15 protein-coding genes are annotated in these 14,793 nt (G+C 68.8%); 9 read left to right on the plus strand and 6 right to left on the minus strand.

Annotation, left to right across the window (positions count from 1 at the left end):
- Positions 1-58: 58 nt before the first annotated feature.
- Complete coding sequence (locus A176_RS06775; protein ID WP_044889592.1) at positions 59-772, minus strand: sulfite exporter TauE/SafE family protein; 714 nt, start codon at positions 770-772, stop codon at positions 59-61.
- A 49-nt stretch (positions 773-821) separates the two neighbouring features.
- Between A176_RS06775 and A176_RS06780 the strand changes: the two genes are divergently transcribed.
- From A176_RS06780 to ccoG, 6 genes are read left to right on the plus strand one after another with little or no spacing between them, the layout of a single operon-like run.
- Positions 822-3,407 carry a heavy metal translocating P-type ATPase gene (locus A176_RS06780; RefSeq protein WP_002634293.1) on the plus strand — a complete coding sequence of 862 codons (2,586 nt, stop codon included), beginning with the start codon at positions 822-824 and terminating at the stop codon, positions 3,405-3,407.
- Positions 3,404-3,595, plus strand: a complete 192-nt coding sequence (locus A176_RS06785; RefSeq protein WP_002634292.1) for a hypothetical protein — start codon at positions 3,404-3,406, stop codon at positions 3,593-3,595. Before A176_RS06780 ends, A176_RS06785 begins: the two co-directional genes overlap by 4 nt.
- A 4-nt stretch (positions 3,596-3,599) precedes the next feature.
- Positions 3,600-5,981, plus strand: coding sequence for a cytochrome-c oxidase, cbb3-type subunit I (gene ccoN / locus A176_RS06790; protein WP_002634291.1), 2,382 nt, complete (start codon positions 3,600-3,602; stop codon positions 5,979-5,981).
- Positions 5,981-6,160, plus strand: coding sequence for a cbb3-type cytochrome oxidase subunit 3 (locus A176_RS06795; RefSeq protein ID WP_002634290.1), 180 nt, complete (start codon positions 5,981-5,983; stop codon positions 6,158-6,160). The genes ccoN and A176_RS06795 overlap by 1 nt, the downstream gene beginning before the upstream one ends.
- Complete coding sequence (locus tag A176_RS06800; RefSeq protein WP_002634289.1) at positions 6,153-6,701, plus strand: c-type cytochrome; 549 nt, start codon at positions 6,153-6,155, stop codon at positions 6,699-6,701. Before A176_RS06795 ends, A176_RS06800 begins: the two co-directional genes overlap by 8 nt.
- Before the next feature lie 25 nt (positions 6,702-6,726).
- The gene (gene ccoG, locus A176_RS06805) at positions 6,727-8,142 is read left to right on the plus strand and encodes a cytochrome c oxidase accessory protein CcoG (RefSeq protein ID WP_002634288.1); all 1,416 of its coding nucleotides are present in this window, start codon (positions 6,727-6,729) and stop codon (positions 8,140-8,142) included.
- Between the two features lie 8 nt (positions 8,143-8,150).
- On the opposite strand, the gene A176_RS06810 is transcribed toward ccoG, so the two are convergent.
- Complete coding sequence (locus tag A176_RS06810; protein ID WP_002634287.1) at positions 8,151-8,573, minus strand: hypothetical protein; 423 nt, start codon at positions 8,571-8,573, stop codon at positions 8,151-8,153.
- Between the two features lie 241 nt (positions 8,574-8,814).
- Between A176_RS06810 and hemN the strand changes: the two genes are divergently transcribed.
- Both hemN and A176_RS06820 read left to right on the plus strand, forming a co-directional pair.
- Complete coding sequence (gene hemN, locus A176_RS06815) at positions 8,815-10,188, plus strand: oxygen-independent coproporphyrinogen III oxidase (protein WP_002634286.1); 1,374 nt, start codon at positions 8,815-8,817, stop codon at positions 10,186-10,188.
- Between the two features lie 12 nt (positions 10,189-10,200).
- Positions 10,201-10,776 carry a hemerythrin domain-containing protein gene (locus tag A176_RS06820; RefSeq protein WP_002634285.1) on the plus strand — a complete coding sequence of 192 codons (576 nt, stop codon included), beginning with the start codon at positions 10,201-10,203 and terminating at the stop codon, positions 10,774-10,776.
- A 66-nt stretch (positions 10,777-10,842) separates the two neighbouring features.
- Here the strand turns inward: A176_RS06820 and A176_RS06825 are convergent, their stop codons facing one another.
- The 4 genes from A176_RS06825 to A176_RS39695 all read right to left on the minus strand — a co-directional run bounded on the left by A176_RS06825 (position 10,843) and on the right by A176_RS39695 (position 13,233).
- Complete coding sequence (locus tag A176_RS06825; protein ID WP_002634284.1) at positions 10,843-11,508, minus strand: proline and serine-rich protein 1 family protein; 666 nt, start codon at positions 11,506-11,508, stop codon at positions 10,843-10,845.
- A 194-nt stretch (positions 11,509-11,702) separates the two neighbouring features.
- Positions 11,703-12,311, minus strand: coding sequence for a 2,3-bisphosphoglycerate-dependent phosphoglycerate mutase (locus A176_RS06830; RefSeq protein ID WP_002634283.1), 609 nt, complete (start codon positions 12,309-12,311; stop codon positions 11,703-11,705).
- A gap of 112 nt (positions 12,312-12,423) precedes the next feature.
- On the minus strand, positions 12,424-12,801 hold the full coding sequence (locus A176_RS06835; protein ID WP_002634282.1) for a DUSAM domain-containing protein: 378 nt from the start codon (positions 12,799-12,801) through the stop codon (positions 12,424-12,426).
- A 9-nt stretch (positions 12,802-12,810) separates the two neighbouring features.
- Complete coding sequence (locus A176_RS39695; protein WP_082282697.1) at positions 12,811-13,233, minus strand: hypothetical protein; 423 nt, start codon at positions 13,231-13,233, stop codon at positions 12,811-12,813.
- A 289-nt stretch (positions 13,234-13,522) separates the two neighbouring features.
- On the opposite strand from A176_RS39695, the gene A176_RS06840 reads away from it, so the two are divergent.
- Positions 13,523-14,791 carry a DNA glycosylase AlkZ-like family protein gene (locus A176_RS06840; RefSeq protein WP_002634281.1) on the plus strand — a complete coding sequence of 423 codons (1,269 nt, stop codon included), beginning with the start codon at positions 13,523-13,525 and terminating at the stop codon, positions 14,789-14,791.
- Positions 14,792-14,793 lie beyond the last annotated feature (2 nt).

Genomic DNA, 14,793 nt, shown 5'->3' on the forward strand with positions numbered 1-14,793 from the left:
ATGACAGGTGTTTGAGCCGAGCCCGTCCTCTCTGGGCTCCTGCTGGGCGCCTGCGTGCTCAGTGGCAGCTCGGCGTGCCTCCGGTGTCGCCCACGGCGCGGTAGATGAGCACCGCCGCGGCCGTCAGGGGCACCGCCCGTTGGAGCAGCAGGGACATCCACGTCGGGCGGTGCTTCCACAGCGCCGCATGGAGCTGCGCCCCCAGCAGGGCGGGCAGGCCGCCGAGCGCGAAGGCGGCGAGCACCAGCGCTCCGCCTCCGAATGAGCCGCTCGCCAGCGCCACCGCGAAGACGCCGTAGAGGAGGCCGCAAGGGAGGAGCGGGGTGACCGCACCCATTGCGCTCGCGCGGCCCGCCCACGAAAACTTTGCGCCCCAGCGCGTCAGGTGCCGCGCGAGGTTCGCCAGGCCCGGCAGCGGTCGCAGGCGCTTTCCCAGCTCCAGCGCGGAGGCGACGAGGGCCACCGCCATCAGCCAGGGAAGGTAGGGGCGCGTGGAGACCGCCAGCGCCTGGGTGACGCCTCCGCCCAGCAGGCCCAGTGCGCCGCCCACGAGGGCATAGGCGCCCAGGCGCGCTCCCTGGTAGGCGACGACGGCTCGGCGCCGCTCGGGTCCTGGCACGCCGGGCAGGCCCGCGCAGGCGAGCGGTCCGCACATGAGGAGGCAATGCACGCTCCCCGTGAGCCCCACCGCGAAGGCGCCCAGCGCGCCGGCGATGACGGTGGGTTCGGTGGTGTGAAGCATGGCGGTGAGCGCGGCTGATTCGAGCGACATGCGCACGGTGCATCGCAACAGGCATGCCGTTCGCAAGGTGACATCGTGAATGCCTGCCGCCACCCCATCGGAGCCTGCTCCGGCCACCTGTCTCCACTGCGGCAGCCCCGTGCCTTCGGGGAGCGTGACGCGCGACTTCTGCTGTGTGGGATGTGAGGTCGTGCATGGCCTGCTCGTGGAGCAGGGGCTCACGCGTTACTACCAGCTCGCGCAAGGAAAGACGGCGCCCGCGCCGGAGCCGCGCAAGGAACGCGCGTTCGCGTGGCTGGAGCCGCTCGTCGCACGCGCGGAGTCCATGCCCGGCGCCGTGTGCGCGCTCGAAGTGGACGTGCAGGGCATTCACTGCGCCGCGTGTGTGTGGCTGATGAACGAGCTGTTCCGCCGCCAGCGCGGTGGGGCGGGGCTGACCGTGGACCCCGCGTTGGGGAAGGTGCGACTCCAGTGGCGGCGTGGCGCCTTCGACGTGGCGGAGTTCCTGCGCGGCGTGGAGGGCTTCGGCTACCGCTTCGGCCCCAGCCGCAAGCGCCCGGAGCGCGCGAGCCTGGACCTCCCCATTCGCCTGGGCATCTGCGCGGCGCTGTCGATGAACGTGATGCTGTTCTCGGTGAGCTTCTACGTGGGGCTCACGCCCGAGGATGGCGATGTCTTCGGTCTCTTCACGCGGCTGAGCCTGTGGCTGTCGTCCGCAGTCGTCGTGGTCGGCGGTTGGCCCTTCTTCCGCTCGGCGATTCAGGGGCTCCGGCGGGGCGTGTTGCACCTGGACCTGCCCATCGCGCTGGGCATCCTGTTGGTGTTCGGGATGTCGCTGGCACAGGCGCGTGGCGGCCGAGGGGACGTGGCCTACTTCGACACGCTCAACACCTTCGTCACGTTGATGTTGGTGGGGCGCTGGCTCCAGCAGCGGGTGTTGGAGCGCAACCGGCGTTTCCTCTTGGCGGATGACGGCGCGGAGGGGCTCTTCGTTCGAAGGGAGGAAGGGGCTCGGCTCGCCACCGTGCGCGCCGCCGAGGTGTCGGACGGCGATGTGTTGGTGATTGCTCCTGGTGACTTGGTGCCCGTGGACGCGGTGCTGCTCGACGCGGGCGCCCGGGTGTCCACGGACTGGATTACGGGTGAGCCGGGGGAGCGCGCCGTGGCGCGAGGCGAGGCGCTTCCCGCGGGGGCCTTCAACGCCGGACGTGTGGCCGTGCGGCTGCAGGCGAAGCAGGCGTTCACGGACTCGCCGCTGGTGTCGTTGCTGCGCCGGGCTCCCGAGGCGTCGGGCGGTGCCGCGCTGCATACCCGCTTCTGGGACCGTGTCTCACGACGTTGGGTCGTCACCGTGCTCTGCGTCTCCGCGCTCGGGCTCGCGCTGTGGTGGCCCGCGGGGCCGGACAAGGCGCTGGAGGTGGCGGTGGCCCTGCTGGTGGTGACGTGCCCCTGCGCCATCGGCATCGCGACGCCGCTGGCCTACGAGTTGGTCCAGGCGCGCCTGCGCCGCGCGGGTTTCTTCATCCGGAGCACGGACCTGTTGGACCGGTTGCCCCGCGTGCGCAAGGTGCTCTTCGACAAGACAGGGACGTTGACGTTGGGGCGGCTGGAGCTGGTGGATGCGGGGGCCGTGTCGGGGTTGTCGCCCGCGACGCGCGACATCGCCTTCGACCTTGTGTCCCGGAGCAATCACCCCGCGAGCCGGTGCCTGTCCGGCGCGCTGGCGCGAGAGGGGGCGCGCTTCACGCCTGAGGCGCGCGTGGCGGAGCACCCAGGGCAGGGCTTGGAGCTCCTCCGTGACGGCGCGCGCTGGCGGCTGGGCCGCGCGGACTGGGCCACCGAGTCGCCTGGGGTAGACGCATGGAACGCTCCCTCACCGGGCGAGGACGGCGAGGCTGCTGTATCGGCGGCGCGCTCCCCCCGTGCCGGGCGCGTGGACAGCGCGGGTGGGGTGCAGGCAACTGGCGCGGGCCGCGTCTCCAGGCCCGGGGCGCGGGTTGAGGTTCTCCTGTCGGGTTCAGGGCTCGCGGCGGGCCCGGTGCTCAGCCGGGATGGCGTGCCCGTGGCGTTCTTCCAGCTCCGCGAATCGGTGCGTCCCGACGCACGCCGCGAGGTCCAGTCGCTCCAGGCCGAGGGCCGTGAGGTCTGGCTCATCTCCGGGGACGCGCCCGAGCGTGTGCGAGACATGGCCGACGCGCTGGGGGTCCCCGCCGGGCACACGTTGGGCGGCCAGCGCCCCGAGGACAAGGCCGAGACAGTGGCGAAGCTGGACGCGGCGGACACGCTGTACCTGGGCGACGGCGTCAACGACAGCCTCGCCTTCGAGCAAGCCCTCTGCGCGGGGACGCCCGCCATCGACCGGCCGGTGATGCCGGGCAAGAGCGACTTCTTCCTGTTGGGTGAAGGGCTGGGCGCCATCCGCGAGGCGCTGCGCCTTTCGGCGCGGCTGCGACACGTCGTGCGCAGGCTGCTGGCGCTGGCCATTGGCTACAACGTGGTGGCTGTCTCCGTATGTCTCGCCGGGTGGATGACACCGCTGCGCGCCGCCGTGGCCATGCCCGCCACCAGCCTGGCCACCGTGCTCTTCACGGTGTGGTGGCTGGCCGCCTCACGCGAGCGCGCCGCCGCCACGCCCACGCCGCCGCTGCGGGAGGTGCCGGCATGAACGTCCTCGTCCTCCAGGTCTTCGTGAGCCTGATGCTCGTCGCCAGCTCGGTGCTGCTCTTCGTCTACAGCGTGCGCCACCGCGACCACGAGCACTCCGACCGGCTCTCGCTCTTCCCGCTCGAAGACGACAACGCCCGTCCGGCGCCTGGCGCTCCCGAGCCCCCGTCCTCCGCTTCCCAGGAGTGAAGCCGTGCATCAGCAACGAATCATCTATGACGACACCACGGTCCGGCGCTTCATCCTCGCGTCGGTGCTGTTCGGCATCGTGGGCATGGCGGTAGGGGCCTTGGTGGCCAGCCAGCTCGCCTGGTGGCAGGCGAACCTGGGCATCCCGTACACGACGTACTCCCGCCTGCGCCCGCTGCACACGAACGCGGTCATCTTCGCCTTCGTGGGCAACATGATGTTCGCGGGCATCTACTACTCCACGCAGCGTCTGTTGAAGACGCGAATGGCGTCGGACCTGCTCTCGAAAATCCACTTCTGGGGCTGGCAGGTCATCATCGTCGCCGCGGCGATTACGCTGCCCCTGGGCATCACCACCTCCAAGGAGTACGCGGAGCTGGAGTGGCCCATCGACGTGGCCATCGCCGTCATCTGGGTGGTCTTCGCCATCAACTTCTTCTGGACGCTGGCGAGGCGCCACGAGAAGAACCTCTACGTCGCCATCTGGTTCTACATCGCGACCATCGTCACGGTGGCGGTGCTCCACATCGTGAACAGCCTGGCGCTGCCGCTGTCGGCGCTGAAGAGCTACTCCGTCTACGCGGGCGTCCAGGACGCGCTGGTGCAGTGGTGGTACGGCCACAACGCCGTCGCCTTCTTCCTCACCACGCCCATCCTGGGCATCATGTATTACTTCCTGCCCAAGGCGGCGGAGCGGCCGGTGTATTCGTATCGGCTGTCCATCATCCACTTCTGGGCCCTGGTCTTCATCTACATCTGGGCCGGTCCGCACCACCTGCTCTACACGGCGCTGCCGGACTGGGCGCAGTCGCTGGGCGTGATTTTCAGCGTCATGCTGTGGGCGCCGTCGTGGGGCGGCATGCTCAACGGCCTGCTCACGCTGAAGGGCGCCTGGTACAAGCTTCGCGAGGACCCCGTCCTCAAGTTCTTCATCGCGGGCGTCACCTTCTACGGCATGGCCACCTTCGAGGGGCCGCTCTTGTCCATCAAGTCGGTGAGCGCGTTGGGCCACTACACAGACTGGATTGTCGGCCACGTCCACAGCGGCGCGCTGGGCTGGAACGGCTTCATGGCGGCCGGCATGTTCTATTGGTTGGTACCCAGGCTGTACGGCACGAAGCTGCACTCGCCCAAGTCGGCGGACGCGCACTTCTGGCTCGGGACGGTGGGCATCCTCCTCTACATGGTGTCGATGTGGATCAGCGGCGTCACGCAGGGTCTCATGTGGCGTGCGGCGAACCCGGACGGCACGCTGCTGTACCCGAACTTCGTGGAGACGCTGCTGGCCATCCGGCCCATGTACATCGTCCGCTTCGTCGGCGGGTCCATGTACCTGGTGGGCTTCATCATGATGGCGTGGAACCTGTGGAAGACGGCCCGCGCTGGCAAGGCCGTGGACGGGGAGACCACCATCGTGGTGGAGCCGCCCGCGCCCGCCACCGAGCCCGTGCCCACGGCGGCGCCGACGCCCGGCTGGGTGCAGGTCGTCACCGGCCGGCCGCTGCTTTTCGCCATCGCCATCCTCACGGTGACGATGTTCCTGGGCTGGGCGCAGCCGGTGCGCGCGCTGGTGTTGCTGGGCGCCATCGTCGTCCTGGGTGAGTTCGCCTGGATTGTCACCCGCCGAGACCGCGAGGCGGGCCGTCCGTCCTGGTTCGGGCTCATCGAGGGCCGGCCGCTCGCCTTCACCGTGCTGACGCTCATTGCCATCCTCATCGGAGGCGTGGCGGAGCTGCTGCCCACCATCATGCTCAAGCAGGCGGTGCCAGCGCACGGTCAGGCACAGGAGCCGTATTCGCCGTTGGAGCTTCAGGGCCGCGACCTCTACGTGCGTGAGGGTTGCTACACCTGCCACTCTCAGATGATTCGTCCCTTCGTGGCGGAGACGCAGCGCTACGGCGACGTGTCCCGCGCGGAGGAGTTCATCTACGACCACCCCTTCCAATGGGGCAGCAAGCGCACGGGCCCGGACCTGCACCGCCTGGGCGGCAAGTATCCGAACCTCTGGCATTACACGCACATGATGGACCCACGGGCGACGAGCCCCGGCTCCAACATGCCGCCGTACCCGTGGCTGGCCGAGCAGCGCATCACCGTGAAGGACGCGCCGAAGAAGCTGGCGTTGATGCAGCGGCTGGGCGTGCCCTATTCGAACGCGGACGTGGACGGCGCCGAGGCCCGGCAGAAAGCGCAGGGTGAGGTCATCACCGCGGACCTGGCCACGCAGGGCATCCAAGTGGCGTGGGATTCGGAGATGGTGGCCATCATCGCCTACCTCCAGCGCCTGGGCCGGGGGCCGCAGGACCTGCCCGCGCCGCCGGAGAAGGCGCCCTCGCCTCCGGACCGTCTGCCCGCCGCCACCATCGCCAGTGAGGAGGTGCGCTGATGTACAAGCAATTCTATCAAGGGATGTCGCTCACCGAGCTGCCCCTCTTCGCGTTGGTCCTGTTCATCGCGGTGTTCTTCGGCGTCGTCGCCTGGGTGTTCGTGGCGCGGCGCAGTGGGGACTTCGACGCGCTCGCGCGCATGCCATTGAGCGAGCAGGGAGAGGGCCGCCATGAGTGACAAGTCGTTGGTGCACTCCGTCTATGACGGCATCGAGGAGCATGACAACCATCTGCCCAACTGGTGGCTGTTCATCCTCTGGTCGTCGATTGTCTTCAGCGCGGGGTATTGGTTCTGGTTCCACATCGCGGAGGCGGGACCGGACCAGCTCGGGGAGTACGCCGCCGAGTCCGCGGAGGTGGCGCAGCGCACCTCCGGCAACACGCCCGCGTCGGAAGACATGTTGCTCGCGCTGGCCAAGGACCCGGGCTCGCTGGACAGCGGCAAGCAGGTGTTCCAGGCGAACTGCGCGGCCTGTCACGGCGCGCAAGGGCAGGGGCTCATCGGGCCGAACCTGACGGATGCGTATTGGATGCACGGCGGCTCGCCCATGGCCATCCACCGCGTCGTCGCGGAGGGCGTGGTCGCCAAGGGCATGCCCGCGTGGGAGCGCACGTTGGGCGCTGAGCGCGTCAAGGCCGTCACCGCGTACCTGCTCACGCTCAAGGGGACGGACGCCCCTGGGGGCAAGGCGCCCCAGGGCGAGCCTGAGCAGCCGTAGCTCACGGAACGGAGAGGACGCAGTCATGCCGGCGGCACCGCAGCGAAACGGCCCACGCATCGACCAGCTCTCGTCGATCCACGCGGATGGCTCGCGACTGGCGCTCCATCCGGCGGATGTTCGCGGCCGGTTCATCACGAAGCGGCGGCTGGGCTTCGCGGTGCTCATCGCCATCTACCTGGCCCTCCCACTGGTGGAGGTGGGGGGGCATCCGGCGGTGCACCTGGACGTGGCGGCGCGCCGCTTCTACCTCTTCGGTGGCACGTACAACGCACAGGACTTCTGGCGCGTCCTGTTCCTGGTGACGTCGGTGGGCTTTGGCCTGCTGTTCTTCACCGCGTGGCTGGGACGTGTGTGGTGCGGCTGGGCGTGCCCTCAGACGGTGTTCCTGGAGGCGCTCTATCGTCCCATCGAGCGCTTCTTCGACGGCCCTCGCGAGCGGCGGCTGAAGGTGGCGCGTGAGCACTGGACGCCCGCCAGGGTGGTGCGCGCGGTGCTCAAGCATGGCGCGTATGTCGCGGTGTCGCTGCTCATCTCCCACGCCGCGTTGAGCCTCTTCGTCTCGGCGGGAGGGCTCGTCGCCATGGTGGCCGAGGGCCCCGTGGTTTCTCCCGTGGCCTTCACGTGGGCCATGGCCGTGACGGGGGCGCTGTACTTCAACTTCGCGTGGTTCCGGGAGCAGCTCTGCGTGGTGGTGTGCCCCTACGGCCGGCTCCAGTCCGCGATGCAGGACCGGGACTCGCTCATCGTGGGTTACGACGTGCGCCGTGGAGAGCCCCGGGGACGGTTGCTGAAATCGGCTCCGGGCACCCCGGCGCCGCCTCGCGGCGACTGCGTGGACTGCTTCAAGTGCGTGGCCGTGTGCCCCACGGGCATCGACATCCGCAATGGCTTGCAGATGGACTGTCTGGCCTGCGCGCAGTGCGTGGATGCATGCGACGGCGTCATGGACAAGCTGGGCCGGCCGCGGGGCCTCATCCGCTATGACTCGCTCAATGGCTTGGACGGGCGGCCGCGCCGGGTGCTCCGGCCCCGGCTGTTCATCTATGGCGCGCTGATGCTGGTGGCGGTGGTGGGCCTCGTCGTGAGCCTCGTGGGGCGCGTGCCCTTCGAAGCGAACCTGCTCCGCTTCCAGGGCATGCCCTACGTGGCGGAGCAGGGCACCGTGCGCAACCAGTTCGAGCTGCACCTGGTGAACAAGAACCCGTCTGAAACGGTGTTCACCATCCGCGTGGACAGCCCCGTCCCCGCGACGCTGGTGGTGCCGCAGGCGCAGGTGAAGCTCGGCTCGTTGGAGAGCTTCCGCGTGCCGCTGTTCATCACCGTGAACAGCGGCGTGAAGGCCCCCTTCGAGTTCACCGTGGAGGTGGCGGACGCGGCCTCCGGAGAAGTGAAGCGCATTCAGGCGCGCTTCCTGGGGCCGGCTCGGGTGGAAGACTGAGTCCTGGGTCAGAAGCAGGCTCCACACGCGAAGTCGCCCGTAGGGCCAGCGTCGTAGAATGCCGAGCCCGACTGGCAATACAGATGCAGAACGTTGTAGTTCCCGGGGCCCGCGTAGTTGCAGGGCGGCGTGTAGGCCGCCAGTCGTTTGCAGGTCCAGAGATAGACCTCCGTGTAACCGGCGGGGCAGCTCGGCGCGAGCGTCTGCTCCGTGGAGGTCGCGGTGGACACGGCCGGCTGGGGATTGCACGCCCCGTATTCGTGGTCACAGTCGTTCTGCTTCGCGTCCCGGGCCCGTTCGTCCGTTTCCAGGGAGGCCAGGTAATAGCAATAGGCGTATTCCTCCTCGCAGGTGTTTGCCCACGCGGTAGCGCTCAACAGCGTGGCGGCGACAATGAATGCAGTAAGGCCATGGCGTTGCTTGGTGGACATGCGTGTCTCCCTGACTTCGTCTGGCATTCAGGCGGCCACTGACTCTGGCATGGCAGGGAACCCTTGTCATGACGCGGTCCATGGACTGTCCGTTGGGGTCGTCGGCTCGGGCGCGTCATTCATTGGCGTGCCGCAGGAACTGCACCCGGAGAGACAGGCGGGCCGCAAATCTTGCGTGCACCTGCCGCAGGTTCCCTCCTGGATGATCCTGGCACGGCGCTTGGAATGGTGACGCGGTGAGATGGAGCCTCCCCGCCACGAAGTTCCGACACCGCCCGAAGCCCTGCTGCGCCGGTACAACGTCTCCGGGCCCCGCTACACCAGCTACCCCACGGCGCCCGAGTGGCGGAAGGACTTCGGTCCCGAGGACCTGGTGGCGCGGCTCGAGCGGGCCGGGGCTCGCGAGCGCACCGAGCCGCTGTCGCTCTACGTCCACCTGCCGTTCTGCCGCAGCCTCTGTTGGTATTGCGGCTGCAACGTCGTGGTCAGCAAGGACTGTTGCGCGGCGGACCGGTACATCGACCATCTGGAGATGGAGCTGGACCTGGTGTCGGCGCGGCTCGGCTCGCGGCGGACCCTGTCCCAGATTCACTGGGGCGGCGGGACGCCCACGTTCCTCAATGAGAAACAGTTGGAGCGGCTCTGGCGGGCCATCACCCGACGCTTCCGCATCGCTCGGGACGCGGAGGTGGCCATCGAAGTGCATCCGGCGGTGACGACGTCCGGCCAGCTCACGCTGCTGCGCAGCCTGGGCTTCAACCGCGTGTCCATGGGCCTTCAGGACTTCGACACGCGAGTCCAGCAAGCGACGAACCGGCTTCAATCACCGGAGGAGACGCGGGCGTTGTTGGAGCACGCGCGCCTGCTGGGCTTCCAGGGCGTGAACTTCGACCTCATCTACGGTCTGCCCCATCAGGACGCGGAGGGGTGGGCGCGCACGCTGGAGACGGTGCTGTCGATGCGGCCGGACCGGCTGGCCGTGTATTCCTTCGCGTTCATGCCCGAGGTGCTGAAGCACCAGCGGCGCATGCCCGCGGAGGCCATTCCCGACGGGCGCACCAAGCTGGAGCTGTTCCGCGCCGCCTACGCGGCCTTCGTGTCCGCGGGCTACCAGCCCATCGGCATGGACCACTTCGCGGTGCCGGACGACGAATTGTCTCGCGCCCAGGCCGAGCGCCGGCTCGGACGCAACTTCCAGGGCTACACGGTCCAGGCCGCATCGGACGTGGTGGCCATTGGCAGCACCGGTATCAGCGACGTGGGCGGCGCCTATGCACAGAACGTCCGGGCCCTGCCTCGCTACTACGCGCGCGTGTCCCAGGGCTGCCTCGCCACCGAGCGTGGGCTGGCGCTGACGGCGGATGACCAACGGCGCCGCGCCGTCATCACCCGGCTGATGTGCAACTTCTGGGTGGACCTGGGGCCCGACGCCGACGGCTACTTCGCCCCGGAGCTGGAGCGGCTTCGCGCGTTCGAGGACGACGGCCTGGTGAGGCGCAGCGGCACGCAGCTCGAGCTGACGCCGCTGGGCCGGCTCTTCGTTCGCAACGTGGCGATGGTCTTCGACACGTATCTCGCGGGGGCGGAGCGGCCCCGCTTCTCCCGCACGGTGTGAAGGGGATAGGGCATGGACGCATTGGATGTCTTGAATCAGGAGCATCGCCACATCCAGCGGGTGTTGCAGGTCCTGGAGCGGGCCGTGGCGAAGGGCCGGGAGGGGGAGTTCGTCTCGGCGTCACTCTTCGTCCGCGCCGCCAACTTCTTCCTCACCTTCGTCGACGGCAGCCACCACGCGAAGGAGATGGTGCTCTTCCAGACCATGGTGGCCCACCGGCTGCCCTTGGCGCCGGGGCTGCTCGCGCAGGTCTCCGGTGAGCACGGTACGGGCAGTGAGCACGCCGTGGCGCTGCTGTGCGCGGCCGAGTCGATGCTCCGCGGCGGTGAGACGGACCCCACGCGGATGCTTGGCGCGGCGGACGACTGGCTGCGGCTGTACCGAGGGCATACGACGGTGGAGGAGGCGCAGGTGTTTCCGCTGGCGCGGCGGCTGTTGCCCTCGGGAATCCTGGACCGGATGCGGACGCGCTTCGCCCGGATCGAGGCGTCGCACGGCTCACTGGCCGAGGCCGCGGAGGCCCTGGAGCGCGCCTTCCTGCCCATCCCCCCCGGGCGCGCCTTCCGTGGGCCGGTGTGCTCGTTCTGAAAACACGACGGGCGCCGCGGAGCAGACTCCACGGCGCCCGGGTGATGTCAGACGGAGCAGCTCGGCTCAGCGCTGCGAGAGAATCTCTTCCAGCTTCTTCTTGTCGCTGGAGAAGGTGAAGTAGCTGTAGAGCTGGTGGCTGTTCTGCATGTCCAGGATGGCGGGCTTCAGCAGCCGGACCACGGCCAGCTTGTCCTGGCTGAACTGGAAGTGCCCGAGGAACTGACCCACCTGGGAGACCAGGAAGAAGTTGTTCTGGGTCGCCGAGTTGAGCACGCGCATCTTGTCCTCGGTGAAGCTGTGCCGGGAGATGGACTCGTTGATGCGGCGCAGCTCACCCTCCGAGATGGGGCGCATCACCGGCGGCGGGGGCGGCATCGGGACGGGCTGCGGCGGGGGCATGGGCGGCATGACGACGGCCAGCGGAGGCGCCGCGTTCACCAACTGCTGCACCGAGTCCAGCAACTCCCGGGTCTTGCGGAACTTGTTGCGCTCCTCCCGGTTCATCCGCTGCTCGGCCTCCTGGAGCTGCTTCTCCAGCCGGCTCAGACGCTGCCGCAGCTCGTCGCGGTCCACGACCACCTGATTGCCGACGTGCTGGGGCGGGCGGTGCGGCTGCGGGTGCTGCTGACCCGGGGGCGGGCCGGGCGGCCGGCGCATGTCCGCCTGGGCGTGGGCGTTGAGGGCGGGAAGGGCGAAGAGGAGAGCCAGGGAGGTGATCAGGGCCTTCATTGGGAGCGTCCTTTCGTGTTGCTCGAAACATCTGACGCGCCAGGGCCGGTGGCATTCAACCGGGTGCGGAAAGGCGTGCGGTCTGCCTTGGTGAAGCACGAAAATCCCCCTGGAACGGCGTTGGCCGTCCACGCGCGGCGGTGCGTATCCCATGACTCCGGGGGGCAGGGGGAGCCCCTATTTTCGCCTCGACGTCAAAGCGCCCCGACGTGCTTGGCGTACACCTCGCCTTCCGGCGACAGCTCGTAGATGAGGGGAAGTCCGGTGGGCAGTTCCAGCCCCACCACCTGCTCGCCCGTGAGTCCATCCAGCTTCATCACCAGGGCGCGGTTGGAGTTGCCGTGGGCGACGACGAGCACGTTCTTCCCCAGGCGCAGGTCCCCGAGGATGGCGCGGTCATAGAAGGACAGCACCCGCTTCGCGGTCATCTCCAGGGATTCGCCGTGGGGCGGCGGCACGTCGTAGGAGCGGCGCCACACGTGAACCTGCGCGTCACCCCAACGCCGAGCGGCGTCCGCCTTGTTGAGCCCCTGGAGGTCGCCGTAGCTCCGCTCGTTGAGCGCGGCGTCCCGGATGACGGGGAGGGCTTGTTGGAGCTCCAGCAGGATGATGCCCAGCGTGTCGTACGCCCGAACGAGGGTGGAGGTGTACGCGACCTGGAACTGGATGTTCCGGAGACCTGCCGCGGCGCGCCTTGCTTCCTCGGCCCCCTGTGCGGTGAGGGGCACGTCGACGCTGCCGGTGAATCGGTTCTCTTGGTTCCAGAGCGACTGTCCATGACGGACGAGGACGAGGTGGGGCATGGCGCTTAAGTAAGCCCATGGGGAACACCCCTGGAATGACCCGCGGGACCTAGGCGCGTGCCGTACGTCTACAACTCTGGTGCCGCCTGGAACCGGGCGTGCCCCCTTGGCGTTACGGTGCGTCGAGCGCGTCGAGTTGGACCTGGGCCAGCTCGCGGTAGAACGGAACCACCTCCACATCCAGCAGGGCCAGCAACGGCGCGCGTGCGGCTTCAAGATCGCCGCTTTCCTGAAGCTTGTTTGCTTCGATGAGCGCACGCGACAGGCGCCGCGAGCCCACGCGGATGCGCTTCGCAATCTCCTTGAGCAGCTCGGAGGCACTCGCGTCGTCATCGATCGCTTGGGAGACCTCCTGCTGCGCGATGGCCACTTCGGCGGCGGTGCCAATCAAGAGCGCGCGGATTTCATCTGTGAGGACGAGCGGTTCCCCCAGGTCGTGGATGCGGTGATTCAGTTCCCTGATTTCATTCCAAGTGCGGTGTTCCGGCATCGGGAGTCCCTATCGCTTTCCCTGGCTGCACATTTCATAGGGCCACTGTCGTTGCCCCTCGCAGTTGCGAAAACACGCGTAGCAGTCGCCTTGCCAGCGTGGCTTCTTCGCGTCTCGGCAAAGCACGTACGTCTCTCGGCAGAGTTCCTTCCAGCCGTCGTCGTGGTCCTCTTCCTCTCGCTCGTTGGCTTTGTCTCGCGCACGTCGCGTTGCCGCCTCCAGGGTTGCCATGTGTGCGGCGGCCTCGCTCGCCGTGAGGCCACACTGGTCTGGCGCGCCAGGGTTGCGCTGGAGGCAGCAGGTGATGGTGTCCGTGCAGGTTGCCAGCGCGTAGGCGTCGCGATGGCTCGCGGTGCCGGTGGCGCTGCTGGAGCATGCCAGGGATGCGGCGGCGAGGATCCACAAGGGAGATGCGTTGTTCTTTCTTCGCATGACCTGTGGATAAACACGCCATGGCTCCGGGCGTATATCACCCCTGGGCGGTACACACCGCGCAGGCACCACGCGAGCAAGGCTCGAACTCAACCCGTGAAATCGAGCGGATTCGGACGGCGGCACCGGATGCCTTCCCGGCGCGCATCCTGGGTGATCGTGGCGGGGTATGCATGCACCCTGGGCGAACGTTCCTGCCTCCACCGTCGAGGCACTCAGCGGCGTTCACACACCGCGACACTGGAGATGGCGCGTCCGCTCGCAGTAGACCGGGGCGTGGGAGGACATCATGGCTCGCAAAGCCGCCACACCTGTTGATTCCACGCCGCGCATCACCCTGGACCGTGCCCGAGCACACTGGCTGCGCACGCAGGGATTGGCAGCGCCTTTGAACGGCAGCCTGGAAGAGGTGGTCGCCGCCACCGGCTGGGTGCGGACGCTGGGGGGCGCGGACGTGTACCTCGCGGTGCGAGCCCGGGTGCCGGGGCTGCGGCGGGCGGACCTCGACGCCGCGGCCGACGCGAACCAGCTCCAGGTCATCCCCGCGGTGCGCGGCTGCATCTACATGGTGCCTCGCGCCGACGTGCCCCTGGTCCTGCGCGTGGCGGAGGAGGCGTACCGCAAGCGGGCGGAGCGCGAGCACGAGAAGGTGGGCCTGGAGCCGAAGGAGTTGGCGGACGTGGCCGAGGCGGCGCTGGCGACGCTGCGCAAGGGGCCGTTGACCACGGACGCGCTGCGCAAGGCGATGCCCGCAGGCGTGGTTCGCAGCCTGGGCGAGGCGGGCAAGAAGGTGGGCATCTCCTCGCCGCTGCCGCCCGCGCTGCGCCATCTCGAGTTCGAGGGCAAGGTGGAGCGCCGGATGGAAGGCGGACGGCTGGACACGGAGCGCTACCACTGGCGCGCGACGACCCGCAGTCCCTTCACCGGCGCCAAGGTGCCCGCGGCCACTGAGGAGCGCAACGCGCGGCTGGCGGCCATCTTCTTCCGCCAGTTCGGTCCGGCCTCGGTGGAGGACTTCGCGGCGTGGGCGGCCTTCTCGCAGCGCGACGCGAAGGCGGCGGTGGCGAAGGCCGGTCTGGTGCCCGTGGCGGTGGAGGATTACGCCGAGGTGACCTACGTGCCCGAGGACGTCCTGGCCACCTTGCGAGAGAAAGTGCCCCCGGCCACGTCCGTGTCGCTGCTGCCGGCGCATGACCTGTATGTGTCGTCGCACGGCGGTCCCGCGCGGGTGACGGACCCCGAGCACCACGCCCTCCAGGTGCCCTCCTGGGGCGCCTCCAAGGGCGGGCCCCTGGGCGAGGCCGCCCACATGTTCGTCCGTCCGGTGCTGGACGGCGAGAAGGTGGTGGGCCTGTGGGAGTTCGACCCGAAGGCGGACGACGTGGTGTTCCGCACCTTCGCGCCGCTCGCGCCCAAGCGGCGCAAGGCCGTGCAGGCCCTGGCCGAGGAGACGGCCGCGTTCCTGCGAGACGACATCGGCCATGCGCGCAGCTTCAGCCTGGACAACCTGGACTCGGTGCAGAGGCGCGCCGACTTCGTGAAGTCACTGTCGAAGTAGCG

The sequence above is a fragment of the Myxococcus hansupus genome, assembly GCF_000280925.3.
Lineage (GTDB): Bacteria > Myxococcota > Myxococcia > Myxococcales > Myxococcaceae > Myxococcus > Myxococcus hansupus.